This is a genomic window from Mechercharimyces mesophilus (assembly GCF_059818345.1).
In genome coordinates, this window is sequence record NZ_JCBAPH010000004.1 from 142333 (window position 1) to 162091 (window position 19759).

Here is a 19759-nt window from a genome sequence, read left to right on the forward strand (position 1 = left end):
AAGTGGATGGTTTTCATTTCGTTACGGGTGACCGCAGAGGATTACCGAGGAGGTAGGAGTCGCTTTGATAACCAAAGCGGGTCATTCGGGCGATAATGCCCTTTGATAGGAGAAATATCACTGTGAAAAGCAGCTATCCTAGAAATAGCGAATCTTTAGTGGGAGTTTTTTTATTACTTTCATCGGTCTCATCATGTCATTGTCTTCATGGTCAAGCAGGTGGCAATGCCAAACATATCCTGGCTCACTAGTAGGATCGAAAGGAAATAAATTTACGCCAGGCTTTGCTAGTTTTGGATCTGCATCCTGTGGAGCAAAGCGAATGCGAATCCGCGTAACTTCCTCAGGATTCATTTGCAGTGTATCTTTCCATCCTCGTTCATTCGGTTCAGGCTTAATCGGTTTTCCGATGAGAAAGGGTTCGACCGCTAATGGTTTTGGTTTTTGACTAAATGGAGGTTCACCATTTATTTTCATCCATGTTTCGTTATACGCTGTGGCATCTATTCCTTGCCGATTGAAAAGCTGGAATTGTATTAAGTGAAGGTGTATTGGATGGACAGCTCCCGTGAGATTGACAATCTGCCATTCTTCTGTTGACCCTATGATGGGTAGTTCAGTCGTGGTCGATTCCCATTTCTCCCCATTGAGCAGTAGTTCTAGAGGGTTGTTTGTGTTCGGGTCACGCACGACATTTAACGTCAATATGCGATTGGGAGCATTCGGGCATAGTTTGGGTATTTTATTTAGTTTCGGTGGAAGTGGTTTGGGTCGAATCGGCTTAGAATCAATAACGGAAAATTGCATGATCTTACCTGTAGTATCTGGATCGGGAAGCGGACCATTCGGGAAAGGAGCGGGAGCATCATTGGTGAATCGTAATTGAGTGCCTGGATCGAACTTTGAAAAGTCGACTAAGATATCGATCCGCTCCGCTGGTGCTAGGAGTACCTCCGTCAGCTCTACTGCAGATGGAAGGAATCCGCCATCCGTACCAATTTGCACGAATGGAAAGCAATTTTTTAGATTATCTTGTAATCTAAGTCGATAAAATCTTGAATTCGATCCGTTAAGAATTCGCAATCGATACTGTTTTCGCTTCACATCTAAATTTGGCCAAGCTCTTCCATTTACAATAATGGAGTCACCGATAAAATCTTGTATCCAATAGGGATGCGTGTCAGGGTTCACCCCATCAGCAGGGAAAAACAACGAACCGTCTTCATTAAATATACGATCTTGAATAACAAGAGGAACTTCAAATTCTTTGCTTGGTAACAGTGGCTCAATCTTATTTTTCGGATCACGGAGCAAATAAAACCCCGCTAGCCCGAGAGAAACATTGAGACGAGTAATGCCGAGTGTGTGATCATGATACCAAAGCGTAGTAGGTTCTTGCCCATTGAAATAGTTATAAAGTGTTGTCATAAATGTTGGGCCCACTTTATTCTCATTAAAAGTAAACCATGCTTCCGGATGACCATCAGAGTCAGGCTTTGTCTCTCCACCATGTAAGTGAGTAACAGTAGGAACAGGGCATTGTGCTTTAGCATAGCCAGATGGGAATGGCTTGAAATATGTAGGAGATTTCATATTATTGGGATTTGCCCAATGAAGGGTAGGATCTACTGGGAATAAATGTGGACCTTTAAGTTTGTTCACCCACTGGACATTAATGGGTATCCCGCGAACCGCTTCAAAGGTAGGTCCAGGTGAGCTGCGAAAAACCATTTCACCATCTTTATGGTGGCCGCGACAAGGATCATGATGGGGATCGTGACAAGGGTCATGATCTTGGTGAGGATCTTCATAGCAAGGATCTTGATGGGGATCATAACAAGGATCTTTATGGTGGTCGTGACAAGGATCATGATCTTGATGAGGATTTTCACAGCAAGGATCTTTATAGAAATCATGATGCTTACAGGGGTATTTAACAATGCCTTGATAGCCCCAGACCTTTGTTTTAGGAAGAGGATAAGGAAGCACTTGCTGAAAGAATTCTTCCATACTAACCTTATAATTGTGGCTTTTGACTTTACCATTACATTTTATTATTTTCGGTTTAAATATGGGGGGGATAAATAGTTGATTCACAAATTGAGGGATCGTTTTTGGATCTAGTTGTTTTTTCATGCGAATAACGACCTCCTTGAAATTTTTGGTGAGAATAGAATTTAGCTATTCACAAAGGTGTTATATTATATAAAGTAAATAAAAAATATTGACAAAAAACTAATTTTAAATAATAATCAATGGAAATTACAGGTGGTGGGGCACAAAAAACCATACGTTCCGCACCCCTGCTTGACTTTAAGGAGAACACCGTGATATGATACATGAAGTAACAAGCAGAAGCGCCCCGCTTCTCACCTGATCGACGCAATCATGCTGTTGACGGGTTCTTGGGATGGTACGGAAGAACAAGTGCGGGCGTTTACGTCCGCACTTTTTTAGTGGGTAAACGTAAGCGGGGAACTCTGAAGAATATCATTGTCGGAGGTGGCAAGTTATTAGCAAGGATCACCAGGTGAATGATTCCATTCGTGCCCGTGAGGTACGTGTTATTGGCTCTGACGGAGAGCAAGTTGGAATCATCCCAACCAAGGAAGCGTTGCGCATGGCTCAAGAGGCTGAACTTGATTTGGTAGCTGTGGCTCCGCAAGCGAAGCCGCCCGTTTGTCGCATTATGGATTATGGTAAGTTTCGCTACGAACAGAGTAAGCGAGAGAAAGAAGCCAAGAAGAAGCAAAAGATTATTCAAGTCAAAGAGATTCGTTTTAGCCCTTCGATCGAGGAAAACGACCTGCAAACCAAATTGCGGAATGTGAAGAAGTTCCTTAAGAATGGGGACAAAGTGAAGCTCACGATTCGTTTCCGTGGTCGGGAAATTACTCACCAAGATTTGGGTCGTTCGATTATGAACCGGATCGCGAAGGAAATCACGGAATTTGGTGATGTGGAACGCCATCCGAAATTGGAAGGGCGCCACATGATCATGATCTTGGGACCTAAGTCGACAGACTAAGCGAGGAGGAAATCAATCATGCCAAAAATGAAGACGCGCAGAAGCGTTGCTAAGCGCTTTAAAAAGACAGGAACCGGCAAGATTAAGCGTTCGCATGCATTTATGAACCATATGCAAATCAACAAACCAAAAAGCGCAAAGCGCAAATTACGTAAGAGTGCTCTCCTGAGCAAAGGGGACACCAAGCGAATCGAACAACAAATCACTTACATGAAATAATTGAAGCAATCAGGAGGTTTTGATCATGGCACGAGTTAAAGGCGGAGTCGTCACACGCCGTCGTCGCAAAAAGGTGTTAAAGCTGGCCCGTGGTTACTACGGTTCCAAGCACACGCTTTTTAAAACGGCTAAACAACAAGTAATGAAATCCTTAATGTTTGCATACCGTGATCGTCGGCAGAAGAAGCGGAATTTCCGCAAACTGTGGATTACACGGATTAATGCAGCTGCACGTATGAACGGTATGTCTTACAGCAAGCTGATGTATGGACTGAAGCAAGCTGGTGTAGATATCAACCGTAAAATGCTAGCAGATCTCGCTATTCATGACGAGAAAGCATTTGCTGACCTTGCCAATCTGGCAAAATCGAAAGTGAATGCATAATAAAAAATCCCCGCTGTGTGAAAGCATAGCGGGGATTTTTTATATAAGTAAAGCTAATTCCCTGGAGAAGTCTCTTCTCTAGTGTGGATCTTGAGCTTGTTCCAGACCGTATGCCACTGCTTGCGTTTGATCCGCTCTTGGTATACGGAGTGAAGGGCTTTGCTCTCGTGGAACAAAGGAGTGGGTCGGACTCGTAAATGGAGAGCATCTGCAACACCATGCGGAGCCGTAAGAACAAGCTCATCATAGGCATTTAAGCGAACGCCTAGGGATGTAGCCGTTTCTGGAAAGTGGGCAATGCCATCTGTTGAGTTGGAGTAGGGTGGGAAGTGGTTGATCCGATGCATACGGGCTTGGTTTTTGACAGACCAAGGTAGGTTGGAACACTTATTATGTAATTGTTGTTCGATCCTTTTCTCTCTGCTTTCATGTATGTTTGATTGGTCAAAGTAGACGACATCGATATCGGAAAGGGGTGTTCGTTTCTCAAAATCATGTAAGGTATCCCATATCTTTGTGCGAACAAACCCAGCACAGACCCACCAATCGGGTAGATTCAACGAATGTACGATAGATAGAACATTTATCATCCAGGTGTCTTCACGGATGATTTTTTTTATGTCTTCTTCTGTTTCTATTTTCATCTTCATCTTCATCATTCCTTGGCCATTAGATAACCTATGTTAACATGTAAAGAGGATAGGATAGGCGGTCTTTGGGATGCGCACAGAGTAAGGTGGCTCAGGCAAAAGGCGGAGTCGGTCTTTGGACTAATTCCGGATTTCCTCTCTGTATTCGAATGAGAAAATGGAGTGAAGGCGAGTGGATGGATAGTTACATAGAAATGGAGGAGAACCATTTGCGGAATCGACCACTTTATCACCTTGCGTTTGGTTTAACTGCGACCAATCTCGGCTTTATCTTTTATACCACCGCTCTTGTGGTGCTCCTATATCAAGAGTCCGCTCGCATGGCAACAGGTATTTTTTTGCTCAGTACATTGGCTCGCATTGGAAGCAACCTGTTTTTACCCCTGATAGTGGGAAAATTACCGACACGGACGTTGCTTTGGGTCGCCCAGAGTGGTCAATGGTTATTGGTTGTAGGCCTAACTTTCTTGGTGATGGATAAAGAGCCAGCTTCCTATCCTTTTTTGTCTATCTTCCTTACTCTGAGCGGAATCTCTTTTTTCAATGGTTGGATGGGCCCATTAAAGAGCACATTGGTCAAGAGTCTCGTTGCTAAGAAGGAGCGTGTGCGGGCAAATGGACTTTTGAGTACGATTGATCATACCTTCTTGTTTGCTGGTTGGGCATTAGGAGGATGGTTGGTTGCTCAGCTAGGGGAGATTTTCTTGCTACAGGTGACGATTGGACTATTTCTAATGGGAATGCTTAGTGTCTGGTTGATTCCTCATCATGGAGAGGAGCAGACAACACTTTCCCAGGAAATAAGATCATCGTGGATAGAAAGAATGATGGAGGGATGGAGGGTTCTTTTTCATCACCGCGGACTGCGTGTGATTGTGACCATGGATTGGCTAGAAGCTTGGGTGGGAACGATATGGATTGCTCCGGTTACACTTGCTTATACCGATCAAGTACTAAGTCGTGGGGAAGAATGGTGGGGATACATTAATGGGTGCTACTTCTTTGGTACGCTCGTCGGTGGTTGGTTGGTTTTTCGTTTTGCCAAACACGTAGAGCAGCGGTTGGTGTTATGCATGTTAGCCGGTTCATTGCTATTTGGAATGCTTACCTTTGGTTATGGACTACTTACTGAGCCCTTATTTGCACTTGTTTGGGTCTTCTTGATGGGACCCGCTTTTCAAATGCGTGACCTTGCGCAAGAGACGATGATACAAAATAGCGTTGATGAAGAGATGTTATCGAAAGTGATGACAGCTCGATCTACGATCGTCCAGTTGATCTTTATTCTCTCAATGATCGGAATTACTTTCTTAATTGACTTGATCGGTGTCCATTGGATTTATCTCATGGCTGGAGCTCTCTTGATTGTTTCCAGTCTGTATGGGGGAGTGCAGTTGATTTTTTCACAGGGAAAAGAGCAGGATACTCTCTATCGATGGGAAACTAAATGATAGGTTTTTTATTTCTTCGGTTCTATACGCTATGCCAGGGAATAAGAGGAGTTTGTTTGACTAAAAGGACTGCCCAAACATTGGGTAATGAAGAGCCATATAATGGGGGAAAGAAGTTTGTTTTGGATCAAGGTGGAGGTTGTGCAAGATGACAGGCGTGACGAGTAGCACATCCCATCGGGTGTTACAGAAGATCGTAGGAGATAGTCGTCCCTTATACCACGCGAGGTTTCCTTTGATTCTCTACTGGAGTCCCAAAAGCGGATGTACCTCCCTAACGAAATGGTTTTTTTATCAACTAGGGTGTTTAAACAAAGCATTAAAGTATCACAGGTGGGTTCATCGTTATCGTATTCGTGTATTTCAAGCGGGGTCCGCTTATAAGGTCCGTGACATTGCCATGCAGCAATGGCAAGGGGAGAAGGTCGCTTATAAATTGGTCCGCAATCCATATAGCCGGGCGGTAAGTTCCTATCTTCATTGTTGTGTGGATGGGATCCAGTGGGGAAGAATAAATCAATGGGTCAACGGTAGCGCAAAGGGGCATGGAATATCCTTCAAAGAATATTTATATTACCTGGATCATATGAGATCGGTTCGCCAAGAGGTAGATGTCCATCTTGCCCCTCAATACATGGAAGAGGAAGAAGCCTTCATCAAGAGGTATATTTATTTGGAGAATTTCGCAGGGCGAATTAGAAAATTAGAAGAGAAGTATAACCTAAAGCACTCCCCGCTCGCCAAAATAGTCAAATCACCACATCATAAAAAGAGTGGTGTGGTGGGAGAACATCATTTTGCAGAGCACAAAATGACGCGGGCTGCTGTGCGAAAAGGTGTACCACTCTACTACAATTTCTATGATCATGAGTCAAAGAAGTTAGTACAAAAGCTCTATGTCAAAGATTTTCAGACCTATGGTTATCCAATGGATGGTCTCATAGATAGATGAGATTTGTAAGGGAGGCGTTCCTAGAAAGATCACCAGAAGGAGAGGATCAAAGAAAGCCGGCATGGTTTATCTCGGGATGAAAGCAACCGGCATAGGAGCTTCAGGTTCTCTCGGTGCTTGGCGAATGTCATAGAAAAGACCATTCTCTACATTGGTAGGGAATGGCCTTTTTCAAGTGTGCCTAGCTATGTTATTCGGTAGCAAGTACTTTGCTATCTTTCGTAGCATTTTCAGCTTCTAACTGCGTGCGTAATTGTCGTTGCATCCACCAGCGGGTGACGACACCGTGTTTGGGTGAGAACAAGAAGGCGATGATAAACAGGATGGCCGCCATCGATGTCATACAACCAGCGATGGACGCATCGATTTGTTGAGCAATCAAGTAACCACCCGCTGAACTTAGGAAACCAGCAATGACACTTAGCCACAACATGACAGAAAGGCGATCTGTCAGCAAGTAAGCAGTGGCTGAAGGGACGATCAGCATGCCCACAACCAAGATGGCTCCGACGCTTTCGAAGGAAGCGACTGTGGTTACAGAAACCATGCCCATAAGTAGGTAGTGGAAGAGCATGACTGGGATACCCAAGGTTGCTGCCAAAGCAGGATCAAAAGCGCATAGCTTAAATTGCTTATAAAAGAGAAGGATGAGCCCTAAGCTAAACAGGAAGGCGGCTCCAATTCCCCAGACAGCTACTGGTCCAAGATTCATACCGAACAGTGTCCATGTATCCCACGGAACATAGGCGATTTCTCCATAGAGGACGCAATCGAGGTCAAGGTCCACTTGACGAGAGAACAAGGAGACAAGGATGACCCCGAGAGCAAATAAAGCAGTGAAGCTGACACTGATAGCGGCATCCGACTGGACACCTTGCCCACGTAACATCTGAATGAGGATGGTACATAAGAGTCCAAAGACAGCGGCTCCGATCAACATCGGCAAGGCTTCACGACTCCCGCTAAAAAGAAAAGCAAGCACGATTCCCGGCAGAATGGCGTGGCTGATGGCGTCTCCGATCATCGCCATTCGACGCAGAATGAGGAAACATCCGAGCATGCCGCATGCAGAGGCGACGAGGCCACCGGTAAGGATGATCCAAAAATCGCTCATGAAGTGATCCCCCTTTCTTGAAGTTGTGGATGCCATTGCGGTTCGTAATGGTGCTGAACGAGCAGTTGGCGCAATCGTTGTTTTACTTCTTCTGGAATATAAGTTTGTGAGATGCTTTCTCTGACGGGGTATTCACCCTCGAGATCGCTCTCGTGCATTAACCACATTTCAAACATGCGTTTTTTCAGAACGACTTCGTATGCCAGTTGATAGCCTTCTTGATTCAGCTCGATACGTTGTTCAGAAGGAGAGAAGGTAAGGAGCTCTTCTTTTTCAAGTGACTTCACTTGCCCTTTAGAAGGACGATTCGCTTTTGGTATATCGGTGAGTGAAAAGGTAAGGCTCTCTGTTTCTAATGAATGCTGGAAAAGGCGTTCCAATAATTGATTGCGAGCTACTTCTTTTCGGGTACTCAGATGGTGTATCCACTTTGCCAATAGTCCTCTTTTCGGTGCAAAAACCATAGAGATAAGAAACATGGTGGTAGCGGCCATGACGATGAGAGGACCAGTAGACAAGTTGTAACCCAAAGAACTAATCCATGTTCCTAATACACCGGATAAGGCACCCATGACTGCAGAGATGACAACCATCAGATGAAGCTTCTCTGTCCAATAACGAGCGGCAGCAGCTGGAGTGATGAGCATCGCTGCCATCAAGACGACACCGGCAACTTGCAGACCAATGACAACCGCAATAACCAAGAATAACATCAAGAGAAAGTCGAGTCCTCTCAACGAGAAACCGATGCTCTGCCCAAACTGAGCGTCAAAGCAGAGGAGCTTCAATTCTTTGAAGAAGAGGAAGCAGAGGACAAGCAGAATCGCAGAGATAATGCTCATCATGGTGACATCGCTGGGAACCATCGACGCGGATTGTCCAAATAAGAATTTATCCAATCCGGATTGGTTTCCATCATTACTGTGTTGAATTTGCGTTAGAAGGACGATTCCAAAACCGAAGAAGACCGATAGCACCAGTCCCAAGGCAGTATCTTCTTTGATACGAGAGTAACGAGTAATCCACTGAATACAGAGGGACCCCAATACTCCAGTTAAGATGGCTCCTAAAAGAAAGGCGAATGAGTTCTTGGAACCGATTAACATGAAAGCGAGGCAGATACCGGGTAACGCAGCATGGGCCAGAACATCGCCCATGAGCCCTCGTTTACGTAAGAAGGCAAAGCTCCCTAGTACACCACTACAAAGTCCAAGCAAGGTGGTTCCGGAGAGGACCCACCAAGCATTAGGATCTGTCAAGATCGACATCATTTTCCATCACCTACTATAGCCAACTCTTCTGCCCCTGGAATAAAGGTGAGGCGTCCGCCGTACGTTTTTTGGAGATTTTCTGGTGTGAAAATCTCTTTGGTGGGACCGGAAGCGACGAGGCGCATATTGAGTAAGAGTACAGAATCAAAGTACTCAGGAACGGTTTGGAGATCATGATGAACAACCAGAACCGTCTTTTTCTGTGCTTTCAATTCATTAAGTACTTGAATAATCGCCTTTTCTGTTGCCGCATCCACACCGACAAAGGGTTCATCCATAAAGTAGATTTGTGCATCTTGCGCCAATGCGCGGGCTAAGAAAACCCGTTGTTGTTGTCCACCGGACAACTGAGAAATTTGCCGTTTGGCTAAGGCATCAATGCCTACTTTCTTCAGACATTCCATCGCGATCTCGCGGTCTTTCTTCTTAGGACGTCGGAACCAACCGAGGCTACCATACCGGCCCATCATGACCACATCGAGCACGTCGGTAGGAAAATCCCAATCGACCGATTCTCTTTGCGGAACATAGCCGACTAAGTGGCGCTGTTCGTCGTATGACTTGCCATAGAAGGAAACACTTCCGCTTGCTAATGGCAAGAGTCCTAAAATCGCCTTAATAAAAGTGGATTTACCAGCACCGTTAGGGCCAATTATACCGATTAATTCTCCTTCAGGTGCGTCATAATCGATATCTCGTAATACCGGTTTTTTGTGGTAGGCAACGGAGAGTTGCCGTACCGATACCGGATGTTTGTTTGTTTCGCTCATGCTGTTTCTTCCTTTCTACTTCAAAGCATTCACTATGGTATCTACGTTGTGACGTACCATTCCGAGGTAGGTTCCTTCTTCCGTTCCCTCTTCACCCATTGCGTCAGAGAAGAGTTCTCCGCCGATGGTTACTTGGTGGTCTTTGGCCTTGGAGCCTTCAACTACCGCTTCTATCGAACGTTTCGGGACACTTGACTCAATAAATACAGCTTTAATCTCACGATCAACCAAGAGATTGACGATTTTTTGTACGTCTTTTAATCCATATTCAGAAGCTGTACTAATTCCTTGCAAGCCGATTACTTCCATTCCATATGCTTCACCAAAGTAGGTGAACGCATCATGGGCGGTAACCATCACACGTTGATCTTCTGGAATAGTAGAGATTTGTTCAGTTACGTATTGATTGAGCTCCTGGAGTTCATTAAGGTATGCTTCTGCTTGTGCTTCGTAATCTTCTTTGTGTTCCGGATCTTTTTCGATCAGCCCATCACGTACGCTCTCAACCGCTTTCGTCCAGAGCTGAACATCAAACCAAATGTGCGGATCGTACGCTTTATCAACTGTTTCTAATCGTTCATTTTCTTCTACATTTTCTGCGACTGCAATGACGGGTTTGTTACTTGCCATTTTGACGAGAATGTCGCCCATCTTTCCTTCGAGATGAAGGCCGTTGTAGAAGATGATATCTGCTTTATCCAGTTTCTCGATGTCACCTTGAGATGCTTTATATAAATGGGGATCTACACCTGGCCCCATCAATCCCGTAACTTCTACATGTTCTCCGCCGACATTTTTAACTGCGTCTGCGATCATGCCGGTCGTTGCGGTCACTCTTAATTTGCCATTGTTATTCCCTGCGTCAGTGGAGCCACAGGCGCTAACGATCAGCATGACCATAGCAATGCTAGCGACACCAAGGGTACGAATCCATTTCTGCATTTTTCTCTTTCTCTCCCTTATTTCAAGTAATTATTGCACAAAGCGTTTCTTTGTGACTCTATCAACTTTTATTTGTATAGCCCATATAAGTTGCATTAGTGCAAAAGATGATCTAATCCCATTAAAACACGGGCATCACCCCCTGTCAATAATGATTTTCATTTAGACGGTGGTCAGTTGTTGAGGCAGATAGGTTTTCGAAGAGAAAATAAGGAGGAGGTGTGTAAGAGAGTGAGATCGATAGGGGGATTGGAATGGTGGTAGATCGTGCGAATCGAGGTTATATAACAAGTGTGACAGACTCACAAAATTTCTCTACGACATCTAGAGACTTCCAGGGTCAAATGGAGTTTGCTACAGATCATGTTGTTCACATATCGCAACTCAATGCTTTGGGAACTTCAATATTGTATTCCACCTTTTTGGGCTGTGGTACTACGATCGAGCGTGCTTTGTCTGCTATTTGACTGAGATAACGGGATAACGCCGTATGTTACGGGTGCTATAGAAGGCACTAGGACCCCGTGGGCCGAGAGATAAAGGCCACGGGGTCCTAGAGGGTGGAGAGGGCTGCGTGGTGCTGGAGTGGAGAAATGAGAAGGTAGGTGACTGCTAAGCAGTTACAAGCTTTTTTTTGCACGGGCGCAATCTTCAAATTGCCCCGCATGAGCGCCATCGCAGAAAGGTTTATTCTCAGACAGACCACAACGACAGAGTGCGAAGGTCTTCTTGGTTTGAAAAGGGTTGCCTGCTGTGTCGATCAGTTCTACTTCTCCTTTTACCAATAGCGGACCGCGGTCTGCTACCTTGATCGTGGTATCAGCCAATGACCTTCCTCCTTTCTTGTGCTCACACTTCGCTTTAAAAGCACAAGGACCCTCTTTTTTAAAGTGACTATTTAGAACGCTATCCGGGAGTCAAAATAAAAAAAGCTGTCGAGAAGTCTCGACAGCTTTAAAGAAGGGGCGTCCTTCCTTCTTTTAATAGGCCATATTTTGTGCTTGACCAATCTGTTGCTGCGCTTGTTGGATTTGTTGTTGTGCTTGTTGGAGTTGTCTTTTTTGTTGTGCATTGGCTTGTACATTCGCTTGAGCTTGCGCCTGCTGAACTTGTTGTTGCGCTTGCTGAAGCTGTTGCTGCGCCTGTTGCATTTGTTGTGGATTCATGCCCGCTTGCGCTTGTTGAACAGCTTGTTGCGCTTGCTGTGCGGATTGCATTGCCTGCTGGATTTGCTGTTGGGTTTGTTGTTGGTTTTGTTGCTGCGCTTGCTGATTCTGTGGATTTTGTTGCTGCACAAAAAGGCCCCCTTTAACAAGGTTTTGTTAAGGTGAAAATCCTTAACGCGCATTAGTCTGGATTACTATGAAGAAAAATATCCATCGACTTCATCTAGAGTTATGACGTCGCTTGTTCTTGCCGTAAGATTTCTGTTGCTTGTCGAGGATGTAGGCTATTTGTGATGGCAGAAATAACAGCAACTCCGTCTGCGAAACGTCGAACATCTTTTGCATTTTCTAGTGTAATTCCACCGATTCCTACAGTAGGTACCGCTTGGTTTCCAGTGGGCATAATAGTAGGAATCGCACTTGGTCCAAGTGGTTGCCCGGCATCGCTCTTGGATGAGGTCACATACATCGGACCGATTCCGATGTAGTTGGCACCATCATCGACAGCCTGTTGTGCTTCTTCATAGGTTGCAGCGGATACGCCCAAAATACGCTGGCTACCAATCAACTTTCTGACGGCAGAAGCAGGGAGATCTTCTTGCCCGACATGAACGCCATCTGCATCCAAGATAAGAGCCAAATCGACTCGATCGTTTACGATAAAGGGGATGCCGCTTTGCTTGCATTGATCACGTAACTTTTCTCCTAGTTGAATGATTTCTCGGATGGAGAGCGAACTGTGCTTTTCACGAAATTGAAAACAGGTGATGCCTCCTGCAATCGCCTCTTCTAAGACGGTGATAGGTGAGAAATGTTGACAATCTTGGCTACCCATAACCAAATAAGTATGTAGACAGGAAGGGAAGAGTGATGTATTAATCGTTCTGCCGCCTTTCTTGAACGAACTGGTTATATGCCCAATGGTTAGTCGGACCATGTCCTTTTCCGATGTTTATGGGATGCGAGATTGCTGTAGAGATAAACGTTTTTCCCAATTGCACAGCGGCGGGTAGAGAAAGACCTTTGGCCAATCCAGCAGCAATAGCTGCAGATAAGGTGCAACCGGTGCCGTGCGTATGAGGGGTTTGAAACCATTCATAGGAAAAGGAAGTAAACTCATGCCCGTCATAGAGGAGATCAGTCGCATAGGTCGCTTCTAGATGCCCGCCTTTGATCAGGACAGCACCTGGGCCCATTTCATATAGGAGATAGGCTGCTTCTTTGGACTCATCAAAGTTACTAATTTTTTTTCCTGTGATTTCTTCCGCCTCGGGTATATTGGGGGTAATCAGGTGAGCGAGCGGAATCAATAAATCGATAAGTGCTTCTTTTGCTTCTGCCATCAATAACGAATCACCGCTTTTAGCCACCATGACGGGATCGAGAACAACATTGGTCAAGTGGTGATTAATTAACTCTCCTGCTACCGTCTCGATAATCGTGCTATTTGAAAGCATGCCAATTTTGACTGCATCTACTCCAATGTCCGTTACCACTGCTTCGATTTGCTTTTTTACTGCTTCATGAGGAAGTTCATAGATAGCGGTTACCTCTTGTGTGTTTTGAGCGGTGACAGCCGTGATCGCACTCATCCCGTAGACACTCAACTCTTGGAATGTTTTTAAATCAGCTTGAATCCCTGCTCCTCCTCCACTATCCGAGCCTGCGATCGTTAGTGCGCGTGAAATACTCATGGTTTCTCTCTCCTCTTGTTTTGTCCTGTTCTTTTCTTCATTGTAGCGTAAACGAGAAAGCGAGTAAAAAGGGTATTCGTTAAGAAGTGAGGCTTGTTTACTCGACAGATGACCATACCTTATGGTCATCCATAGCGTACAGTATAGAGCATGGGAATCGGGAACGAAAAGGAGGAGAAGGGGATGAGTAAGGCTAGCTTAAGTAGCTATTTTGATGGAATCGGTTACGGGTATATATGGGTCGTCATTATTATCTTGATAATCTTATTTTTCCTATTCTTTTGGTGGGGTTTTGCTTATGGTTCGATATCTGACTATGGGTATAGGCCCTATTAATCGAGTGATTGCATGCCTCTGCGGTGCAGAGGCCTCTTTTTATGTTAAGATGAATGAGAAATTGGTGAAGGAAAGAGGAGAAGTACATATGGAAAAACAAACAGAGATGAAAGAGCTATTAAAAGTATTAAGTGAGACTGCAGGTCCTCCGGGGAACGAGGCACCTGTGCGGGAAGTGATGAAAGACGCTATTGTCTCCTATGCCGATGAAGTGAGTACAGATGGCTTAGGAAGCTTGATTGCACGAAAAGGGGAGAAAGGACCGCGCATCATGGTGGCGGGCCATCTCGATGAGATTGGATTTATGGTTACAAGGATTACCGACGAAGGGTATTTAAAGTTTGAAATGCTGGGTGCCTGGGTTACGCAAATGATGTTGTCGCAACGAGTGGAAGTTTTAACAGAGAAGGGGTCGGTCTTAGGGGTTTTTGGATCGGTGCCGCCTCACATTATGACAGCTGAACAGCGAAAGAAAGCGTTCCAGATGGAAGAGCTGTTTATTGATATTGGTGCGAAAGACAAGGAAGAAGCAGAATCATTAGGTGTACGTCCAGGAGATGTGGTTGTTCCAGTCTCTCCTTTTACCGAAATGAATGCTCAGAATATGTGGTTAGGAAAAGCATTTGATAATCGTATTGGCTGTGCGGTTGCGGTAGAGGTGATGAGAAGACTTCATCACAAAGATCTTCCCAACACCTTGTATTCGGTAGGGACAGTGATGGAAGAAGTAGGTTGTCGTGGTGCCCGTACCTCCGCAGCTACGGTTAACCCAGATATCGCCTTTGCTGTCGATGTTGCCATCGCAGGGGATACTCCAGGTGTTAAGGTAGATGACGCACCGTGCAAAGCAGGAGAAGGTCCGGCAGTGGTATTGGTAGATGGCGCTCACATTGCTCATCGTGGTCTGCTTCGGTTGGTACAGCAAACAGCCGAGGAAGCTGGGATTCCTTTGCAATATGAATGGATGAAAGGTGGAGCGACGGATGCGAGCTTCCTCCATTTGAATGATAGTGGGGTTCCTACGCTTTCGATCTCAGTAGCCACACGCTATATTCACGGTCATACGTCGATCGTGCACAAAGATGATATCGAACAAGCTGTACAGCTGTTGGTCGCCGTCATCGAAAAACTGGATGAATCTACAGTGAAGGCGATTCGTGAGAGCTAAAGTGAAGAAAGAAGCAACAAGCATATAGGAGATCATCTCTTTATATATGAAAATTGCGGAGGTGTGTGGGAAAATCCACACACCTTTCTTGTGAGAGTCCCCATTTGGGAAACTCGATTTCACTATATGAAAAGCCACCTTTGAGGATAGAGGAGAAAGCTCACTTTAAGAATGGTTGAAGATGGGCGAGAGGGTTTCTCCTTGAGAGACTTTGAGCCGTTAATCAGGGAAGCGATAGGAGATGCCGCCTTCTAACAAACAGGCACCGAGAGAGCCGAAACTCCCATGCCGTCTTCTTTCTTGAGGGATGTGTGGCAGCAACCATGCGGGCTTTGCGGGCTCTTTATGTATGTATCTCCTATTGTTTACTGCGATAGAGAAATGAGGATATAGGCAGATAATGGGTTAGGGTGGGGATCTGAAGTAACGCTTTGTTGAATCTGAAAAGGGAGGGGAAAAATCCCCTCCCCTCATCATTTTTACGGGGTTTTCGCATGCATTACTAAGTAGGCTTGACTATCATTACAATGGTGCTTTCGCTGTTTCTGGAAGGTTCTGATGAAGAATATCGACAAATTGATTTTTTTTCGCTTCGTCAGCATTTTTCCAGATCATTTCGAAGACCACTCCCAATCCTGGAAGCAACTTTTCATCCCCTTGCTGAATCGAATCTTGAATCATATCGGAAAGTTGCTCTTTGTTCATCTCATGAATGTTATGAATCACAGCTCCACGCACGTCGATGTTCATGCTATCTACCTCCTTTACAGCGTTATTTTGACCAATCGCAGGCGGTTTATCCGTTGAGTTTGAAATGAGATTATAACCTGATATCTGAATGAGGCATCTGAATATGAAGGGCCAATCAAGCCAATAATCTTGGTGCGCTCTGAAGCGTTGTTTGTTAGCAGAATAAGCAGGAATAAGTGCTCGCTTTCACAAAGCGTTGACAGTCTACATGGGAGGAAGATTTTCTTTGTAAGGAGTTGAGAATTCAATATTAATTAAAAATATCATCAACATGGTATCGATAGATAATATTCCATTCTCACTTGTTGATTTAATATTTTTATCTATATCATCCTTGTTATCCTTGATCCCAGAGGACTTGGATTTTATCCTATGGATAAACAATTAATCTATTCCATTGTGTCTGTCCAGTGGATACGGCTATCTGGCTACTAATGAGCAACAAAATTTACTTTTAATTATTTTACTTTTCTCTCTTTCTAATAATTCAGTTTTATAGTATACTGGTGTAGAAACTATTAGTATGGGGAGGTAGGAATTTGTGGAGCCGTTCCAACGGAGAAAAATCGGTGAAATTGCACGTAAATTACGAAAAGAACGCGGGCTAAGGCTGGAAGACCTTGCAGATGAAAGAATCTCTCCCGCGACGATCAGCAATATCGAGCGTGGTGTTCCTCATGTGAAGCCAGAAATGATCAACTTCCTCATTGAAGAGAAGCTAGAACTTGATACGAGCGCAATGAATGAATTGATGTTTGAAGCAGCAGAAGTATTAGAAGCGCAAAGGCTCGCTCTTTTCAGGGCTGAGAGCTTACGTGATTTAGGTCATGTTGAAGCAGCCGCAGAAGCATTAAAAGAATTAGACGTACAAGATGACCATCCCTATGCATCAACCAGGTATTTCATCGAAGGGAAAATCCAAGCGAGAAAGCGTCAATGGAAAAAAGCTGAACGAGCCTATGAAAAAGCAATCCATCTCGATCGGGATCCGGCGAGTAATATTGTTGCATGGTCTTATAACAACCTTGGATTTTGTGCTTATCATCGGAGCGACCTTGATCAAGCGATTATTTTCTCAGATCAAAGTCTGAAGTCTTTTGTTGCGGACGGCGAAAGGAAAGATTGTTACTATTCGACTCTAAGAAATAAGGGCGTCTATTTGTACCACATGGGAAGGTTTGGAGAGGCATTCAGCATTATTTACAATGTATGGGATGATCTTGAGAATATCGAACACCCAGGTATCAAAGTTGGGTATTATCACCTCCGAGCGCTTCTTTCTGAAAGGACCTTGAATTATCCAGATTCGATTAAGTATGCTACAGAAGGACTTCGGATTGCACGCGCCGCAAGAGATTATAAAGGTATTATAGGTTTGTGGGACTTATTGGGAAAGGTGAATATTGAGTTAGGAGATTACAAGTCAGCAGAAGATTGTTTGAAAATGTCACTCGAGTTTCAAGATAATGAATCTAGTCGGGGCATCACAGACACATATAAAAATCTAGGTAATTTGTATACCTACCAAGAAAGATCTTCTGATGCTGAAAAAATGTTTGCTCTTGCTATTCAAAAAGGAGAATCTTGTAATGATGAAATCAGATTGATCGAGGCTTACCGTGGTATGGGTGATCTGAAACATGTAACAGGAAACAGAAGAGAAGCAGTCGAATTTTATGAAAAGGGGTTCTATCTCGCGAGGAAGCACAATCAACAGGAAGAGTTGAACAAACTATTGGCTCTTATCGCGATTTGTTACGAAGGAAGTGACAGATTTGAAGAACATCTGCATAAACTATATAACAGTTACAAGAATTATGTGACTTCAAAGATTGGAGAGGTTGAATATGATAAACCAGCTTACTAAAATCGTTCTATCAGTATCCTTGATGATGGTGGTTTTGACTACGATCAAAATGGATCACTCCACAATTCTTAAAGAGCAGCAAGAGATTGCAGTAATGCAAAAAAACATCGAGCCAGGAGATTAATCAAGCAGCATGATTACCGATCCCTAAAAGAAGAGGGTCGGATTTCTTTTTTTAGATTATTAAAAATATTTAAACTATTAATCGATTGAGGAATTTAACCGATCTATCACAGCACAGGGTCGGTTTTCTCATGTCCTTAGATGATGATTGGCATCTGCTATGTTATCTGAAGGTACTTTAGATGACTCTCATGGTAATTGAGAATGGAAGAGGGTCGATCTATCGGACCAAGCAACCAGTTATGATATAATAATTCCACCAATGAACAAGCTCCAAAGGGGAATCGATATGAGTAAACAATTTGCAGTGGTTGGACTGGGACGGTTTGGTGGAAGTGTTGCTAAGACCTTACATGATATGGGGTATGAGGTATTGGCGATAGACCGAGATCCCGAACGTGTGCAGGAATATTCACAAATTGTGACGCATGCAGTGGAAGCCAGTTCGACGGATGAAACAGCTCTTAAGGCGCTGGGAGTGCGGAATTTTGATGTGGTTGTTGTAGCGATCGGGGAAGATATCCAGTCTAGCATCATGACTACCCTTCTTTTAAAAGAGAGTGGCGTAAGCAACATTGTGGTAAAGGCACGCAACGACCTTCATGGGAAGGTATTGTATAAGATCGGAGCGGATAAAGTTGTCTATCCAGAGCGCGACATGGGAGTCCGTGTGGTGCATCATCTGATATCGCCCAATATCTTAGACTACATTGAGTTGGCCGACGATTATAGTATTGTGGAGATTCGTGCGAATGAATTTTTTGCTAATAAAACCCTGCAAGAGCTGGATATACGGGCGCGGTTTGGCTGTAACGTGATGGCTATTCGCAGTGGCAAAGGCTTTAATATTGCTCCGTTGGCTGACGATATGATTCGTTTAGGCGATATGCTGGTGGTTATCGGACATAACAATGATTTGAGCAAGTTGGAGGCGAAAGCCTAACCTATGCGTATACAAACCATTACTTCGCAAACAAATGATAAAGTGAAACGCTGGCGGAAGTTACAGACAGCCAAAGGGAGAAGGAAGGAAGGGGCTCTCTTGATCGAAGGGGACCATCTGCTCATGGAAGCGTTAAATGCAGGATGGAGAGTGAATTCGCTACTGGTGGATAGCGAGCGGGAAGACTCCTTGGAGCAAGCGCAGCAACTTTTGGGGGAGAAAGGAAATGTCCCCATTTATCAACTGGACCGCTCGCTTTTTCGCCAGGTGACGGATACAGAAACACCCCAAGGGATTGCGGCTGAGATTGCCCTTCCTGATGAGCCGATCGCTGTTAAAGAAAGAGGTCCCACCATACTTTTGGATGCAATCCAAGACCCAGGGAATCTGGGTACGCTATTGCGCACAGCAGAAGCAGTGGGTGTAAAAGAAGTGTGGATGGGTGAAGGAACGACAGATCTTTATAATAGCAAAGTGGTACGGGCGGCGATGGGTTCGCTTTTTCGTCTACCCATTTGCCGTGGTAACCTGCATGAGGTGATCCCTCGCTTGCAAAAAGGCGGTATCACCGTAGTGGGAACGGACCTTGCCGGAGCGTCCACCTGCTTTGAAGCTGCATTTCCATCCGAGACTGCCTTCTTATTTGGTAATGAAGGTAACGGGGTGAATCCTACCCTTACCCAATTATGTGATTTGACCGTGCGCATTCCGATGCAATCTCCTGTTGAGTCACTCAATGTCTCCATTTCAGCAGCCGTTCTTCTTTATGAGTGGTTACGACAATGGGGTTAATGGAATGTTCTCCTTTGGCTGATGATCTTCATCTTAAGGTAAAGAGTTTGTTAATTTTCATGGTCATGAGAGCCTATATAGACCGGTGAACTGATTAAAATAGAACGTTTGAGAACCGAAGTGAGCTGTTTCCTACAG

23 protein-coding genes and 1 other annotated feature are annotated in these 19759 nt (G+C 44.5%); of the genes, 12 read left to right on the forward strand and 11 right to left on the reverse strand.

From position 1 onward, the window contains the following. Nucleotides 1–138: 138 nt before the first annotated feature. Nucleotides 139–1731 carry a multicopper oxidase family protein gene (locus tag AC6RGY_RS12030; RefSeq protein ID WP_499863267.1) on the reverse strand — a complete coding sequence of 531 codons (1593 nt, stop codon included), beginning with the start codon at nt 1729–1731 and terminating at the stop codon, nt 139–141. On the opposite strand from AC6RGY_RS12030, the gene AC6RGY_RS12035 reads away from it, so the two are divergent. From AC6RGY_RS12035 to rplT, 4 genes are all read left to right on the forward strand, one after another. Beyond that, nucleotides 1713–1937 (forward strand): hypothetical protein, encoded by a 225-nt coding sequence (locus AC6RGY_RS12035; RefSeq protein ID WP_499863268.1) that lies wholly within the window; start codon nt 1713–1715, stop codon nt 1935–1937. The two genes, AC6RGY_RS12030 and AC6RGY_RS12035, sit on opposite strands and share 19 nt — an antisense overlap. A 406-nt stretch (nt 1938–2343) precedes the next feature. Then, nucleotides 2344–2461: a sequence feature (ribosomal protein L20 leader region), on the forward strand. Nucleotides 2462–2530: 69 nt separating this feature from the next. Beyond that, nucleotides 2531–3028, forward strand: a complete 498-nt coding sequence (gene infC / locus AC6RGY_RS12040) for a translation initiation factor IF-3 (protein ID WP_499863269.1) — start codon at nt 2531–2533, stop codon at nt 3026–3028. A gap of 18 nt (nt 3029–3046) precedes the next feature. After that, on the forward strand, nt 3047–3247 hold the full coding sequence (gene rpmI / locus AC6RGY_RS12045; RefSeq protein WP_499863270.1) for a 50S ribosomal protein L35: 201 nt from the start codon (nt 3047–3049) through the stop codon (nt 3245–3247). A gap of 25 nt (nt 3248–3272) precedes the next feature. Continuing rightward, the gene (gene rplT / locus AC6RGY_RS12050; RefSeq protein WP_499863271.1) at nt 3273–3632 is read left to right on the forward strand and encodes a 50S ribosomal protein L20; all 360 of its coding nucleotides are present in this window, start codon (nt 3273–3275) and stop codon (nt 3630–3632) included. Nucleotides 3633–3685: 53 nt separating this feature from the next. On the opposite strand, the gene AC6RGY_RS12055 is transcribed toward rplT, so the two are convergent. After that, nucleotides 3686–4282 (reverse strand): nucleotidyltransferase family protein, encoded by a 597-nt coding sequence (locus AC6RGY_RS12055; protein ID WP_499863272.1) that lies wholly within the window; start codon nt 4280–4282, stop codon nt 3686–3688. A gap of 176 nt (nt 4283–4458) precedes the next feature. Between AC6RGY_RS12055 and AC6RGY_RS12060 the strand changes: the two genes are divergently transcribed. Then, on the forward strand, nt 4459–5733 hold the full coding sequence (locus AC6RGY_RS12060) for an MFS transporter (RefSeq protein ID WP_499863273.1): 1275 nt from the start codon (nt 4459–4461) through the stop codon (nt 5731–5733). 148 nt (nt 5734–5881) lie between these two features. Further along, nucleotides 5882–6685 carry a sulfotransferase family 2 domain-containing protein gene (locus AC6RGY_RS12065; protein WP_499863274.1) on the forward strand — a complete coding sequence of 268 codons (804 nt, stop codon included), beginning with the start codon at nt 5882–5884 and terminating at the stop codon, nt 6683–6685. Nucleotides 6686–6875: 190 nt separating this feature from the next. Here the strand turns inward: AC6RGY_RS12065 and AC6RGY_RS12070 are convergent, their stop codons facing one another. Genes AC6RGY_RS12070 through AC6RGY_RS12085 form a run of 4 tightly spaced genes read right to left on the reverse strand, consistent with a single transcriptional unit; the run spans nt 6876 to nt 10782 of the window. Next, nucleotides 6876–7799 (reverse strand): metal ABC transporter permease, encoded by a 924-nt coding sequence (locus AC6RGY_RS12070; RefSeq protein ID WP_499863275.1) that lies wholly within the window; start codon nt 7797–7799, stop codon nt 6876–6878. Next, the gene (locus AC6RGY_RS12075; RefSeq protein WP_499863276.1) at nt 7796–9067 is read right to left on the reverse strand and encodes a metal ABC transporter permease; all 1272 of its coding nucleotides are present in this window, start codon (nt 9065–9067) and stop codon (nt 7796–7798) included. The genes AC6RGY_RS12070 and AC6RGY_RS12075 overlap by 4 nt, the downstream gene beginning before the upstream one ends. Continuing rightward, nucleotides 9067–9840, reverse strand: a complete 774-nt coding sequence (locus AC6RGY_RS12080; RefSeq protein ID WP_499863277.1) for a metal ABC transporter ATP-binding protein — start codon at nt 9838–9840, stop codon at nt 9067–9069. Before AC6RGY_RS12080 ends, AC6RGY_RS12075 begins: the two co-directional genes overlap by 1 nt. Nucleotides 9841–9855: 15 nt before the next feature. After that, entirely contained in the window at nt 9856–10782 is a 927-nt protein-coding gene (locus tag AC6RGY_RS12085) for a metal ABC transporter solute-binding protein, Zn/Mn family (RefSeq protein WP_499863278.1), read from the reverse strand. 254 nt (nt 10783–11036) lie between these two features. Between AC6RGY_RS12085 and AC6RGY_RS12090 the strand changes: the two genes are divergently transcribed. After that, nucleotides 11037–11249, forward strand: a complete 213-nt coding sequence (locus AC6RGY_RS12090; RefSeq protein ID WP_499863279.1) for a hypothetical protein — start codon at nt 11037–11039, stop codon at nt 11247–11249. Nucleotides 11250–11402: 153 nt separating this feature from the next. Here AC6RGY_RS12090 and AC6RGY_RS12095 read toward each other — a convergent pair whose 3' ends face one another. The 4 genes from AC6RGY_RS12095 to thiD all read right to left on the reverse strand — a co-directional run bounded on the left by AC6RGY_RS12095 (nt 11403) and on the right by thiD (nt 13642). Continuing rightward, on the reverse strand, nt 11403–11609 hold the full coding sequence (locus tag AC6RGY_RS12095) for a CDGSH iron-sulfur domain-containing protein (protein ID WP_499863280.1): 207 nt from the start codon (nt 11607–11609) through the stop codon (nt 11403–11405). Nucleotides 11610–11762: 153 nt separating this feature from the next. Next, nucleotides 11763–12077: a hypothetical protein gene (locus AC6RGY_RS12100; RefSeq protein ID WP_499863281.1), complete on the reverse strand. Its 315-nt coding sequence runs from the start codon at nt 12075–12077 to the stop codon at nt 11763–11765. A 100-nt stretch (nt 12078–12177) separates the two neighbouring features. After that, entirely contained in the window at nt 12178–12885 is a 708-nt protein-coding gene (thiE, locus tag AC6RGY_RS12105) for a thiamine phosphate synthase (protein ID WP_499863282.1), read from the reverse strand. Continuing rightward, entirely contained in the window at nt 12824–13642 is an 819-nt protein-coding gene (gene thiD, locus AC6RGY_RS12110; RefSeq protein ID WP_499863283.1) for a bifunctional hydroxymethylpyrimidine kinase/phosphomethylpyrimidine kinase, read from the reverse strand. The genes thiE and thiD overlap by 62 nt, the downstream gene beginning before the upstream one ends. Nucleotides 13643–13825: 183 nt before the next feature. Between thiD and AC6RGY_RS12115 the strand changes: the two genes are divergently transcribed. Together AC6RGY_RS12115 and AC6RGY_RS12120 are read left to right on the forward strand one after the other, a co-directional pair. Continuing rightward, on the forward strand, nt 13826–13978 hold the full coding sequence (locus AC6RGY_RS12115; RefSeq protein WP_499863284.1) for a hypothetical protein: 153 nt from the start codon (nt 13826–13828) through the stop codon (nt 13976–13978). Between the two features lie 88 nt (nt 13979–14066). Further along, a complete protein-coding gene (locus AC6RGY_RS12120) occupies nt 14067–15146 on the forward strand; it encodes a M42 family metallopeptidase (RefSeq protein ID WP_499863285.1) in 1080 nt (359 codons plus the stop codon). Nucleotides 15147–15668: 522 nt separating this feature from the next. Here the strand turns inward: AC6RGY_RS12120 and sspI are convergent. Then, the gene (sspI, locus tag AC6RGY_RS12125; protein ID WP_499863286.1) at nt 15669–15896 is read right to left on the reverse strand and encodes a small acid-soluble spore protein SspI; all 228 of its coding nucleotides are present in this window, start codon (nt 15894–15896) and stop codon (nt 15669–15671) included. 541 nt (nt 15897–16437) lie between these two features. Here sspI and AC6RGY_RS12130 point away from each other — a divergent pair. The 3 genes from AC6RGY_RS12130 to AC6RGY_RS12140 all read left to right on the forward strand — a co-directional run bounded on the left by AC6RGY_RS12130 (nt 16438) and on the right by AC6RGY_RS12140 (nt 19621). Continuing rightward, nucleotides 16438–17763: a helix-turn-helix domain-containing protein gene (locus tag AC6RGY_RS12130; RefSeq protein WP_499863287.1), complete on the forward strand. Its 1326-nt coding sequence runs from the start codon at nt 16438–16440 to the stop codon at nt 17761–17763. Nucleotides 17764–18175: 412 nt separating this feature from the next. Next, entirely contained in the window at nt 18176–18829 is a 654-nt protein-coding gene (locus tag AC6RGY_RS12135; protein ID WP_499863288.1) for a potassium channel family protein, read from the forward strand. A gap of 3 nt (nt 18830–18832) precedes the next feature. Then, nucleotides 18833–19621 carry a TrmH family RNA methyltransferase gene (locus tag AC6RGY_RS12140; protein ID WP_499863289.1) on the forward strand — a complete coding sequence of 263 codons (789 nt, stop codon included), beginning with the start codon at nt 18833–18835 and terminating at the stop codon, nt 19619–19621. The last annotated feature ends 138 nt before the right edge of the window (nt 19622–19759 follow it).

Excerpts from the sequence above, each read along its gene's own strand:
- AC6RGY_RS12030 (WP_499863267.1), bottom strand. The coding sequence starts at position 1,731 with ATGGTTTTTCGCAGCTCACCTGGACCTACCTTTGAAGCGGTTCGCGGG.
- rpmI (WP_499863270.1), top strand. The coding sequence starts at position 3,047 with ATGCCAAAAATGAAGACGCGCAGAAGCGTTGCTAAGCGCTTTAAAAAG.
- rplT (WP_499863271.1), top strand. The coding sequence starts at position 3,273 with ATGGCACGAGTTAAAGGCGGAGTCGTCACACGCCGTCGTCGCAAAAAG.
- AC6RGY_RS12055 (WP_499863272.1), bottom strand. The coding sequence starts at position 4,282 with ATGAAGATGAAAATAGAAACAGAAGAAGACATAAAAAAAATCATCCGT.
- AC6RGY_RS12060 (WP_499863273.1), top strand. The coding sequence starts at position 4,459 with ATGGATAGTTACATAGAAATGGAGGAGAACCATTTGCGGAATCGACCA.
- AC6RGY_RS12065 (WP_499863274.1), top strand. The coding sequence starts at position 5,882 with ATGACAGGCGTGACGAGTAGCACATCCCATCGGGTGTTACAGAAGATC.
- AC6RGY_RS12070 (WP_499863275.1), bottom strand. The coding sequence starts at position 7,799 with ATGAGCGATTTTTGGATCATCCTTACCGGTGGCCTCGTCGCCTCTGCA.
- AC6RGY_RS12075 (WP_499863276.1), bottom strand. The coding sequence starts at position 9,067 with ATGTCGATCTTGACAGATCCTAATGCTTGGTGGGTCCTCTCCGGAACC.
- AC6RGY_RS12080 (WP_499863277.1), bottom strand. The coding sequence starts at position 9,840 with ATGAGCGAAACAAACAAACATCCGGTATCGGTACGGCAACTCTCCGTT.
- AC6RGY_RS12085 (WP_499863278.1), bottom strand. The coding sequence starts at position 10,782 with ATGCAGAAATGGATTCGTACCCTTGGTGTCGCTAGCATTGCTATGGTC.
- AC6RGY_RS12090 (WP_499863279.1), top strand. The coding sequence starts at position 11,037 with ATGGTGGTAGATCGTGCGAATCGAGGTTATATAACAAGTGTGACAGAC.
- thiE (WP_499863282.1), bottom strand. The coding sequence starts at position 12,885 with ATGGTCCGACTAACCATTGGGCATATAACCAGTTCGTTCAAGAAAGGC.
- thiD (WP_499863283.1), bottom strand. The coding sequence starts at position 13,642 with ATGAGTATTTCACGCGCACTAACGATCGCAGGCTCGGATAGTGGAGGA.
- AC6RGY_RS12115 (WP_499863284.1), top strand. The coding sequence starts at position 13,826 with ATGAGTAAGGCTAGCTTAAGTAGCTATTTTGATGGAATCGGTTACGGG.
- AC6RGY_RS12120 (WP_499863285.1), top strand. The coding sequence starts at position 14,067 with ATGGAAAAACAAACAGAGATGAAAGAGCTATTAAAAGTATTAAGTGAG.
- sspI (WP_499863286.1), bottom strand. The coding sequence starts at position 15,896 with ATGAACATCGACGTGCGTGGAGCTGTGATTCATAACATTCATGAGATG.
- AC6RGY_RS12135 (WP_499863288.1), top strand. The coding sequence starts at position 18,176 with ATGAGTAAACAATTTGCAGTGGTTGGACTGGGACGGTTTGGTGGAAGT.
- AC6RGY_RS12140 (WP_499863289.1), top strand. The coding sequence starts at position 18,833 with ATGCGTATACAAACCATTACTTCGCAAACAAATGATAAAGTGAAACGC.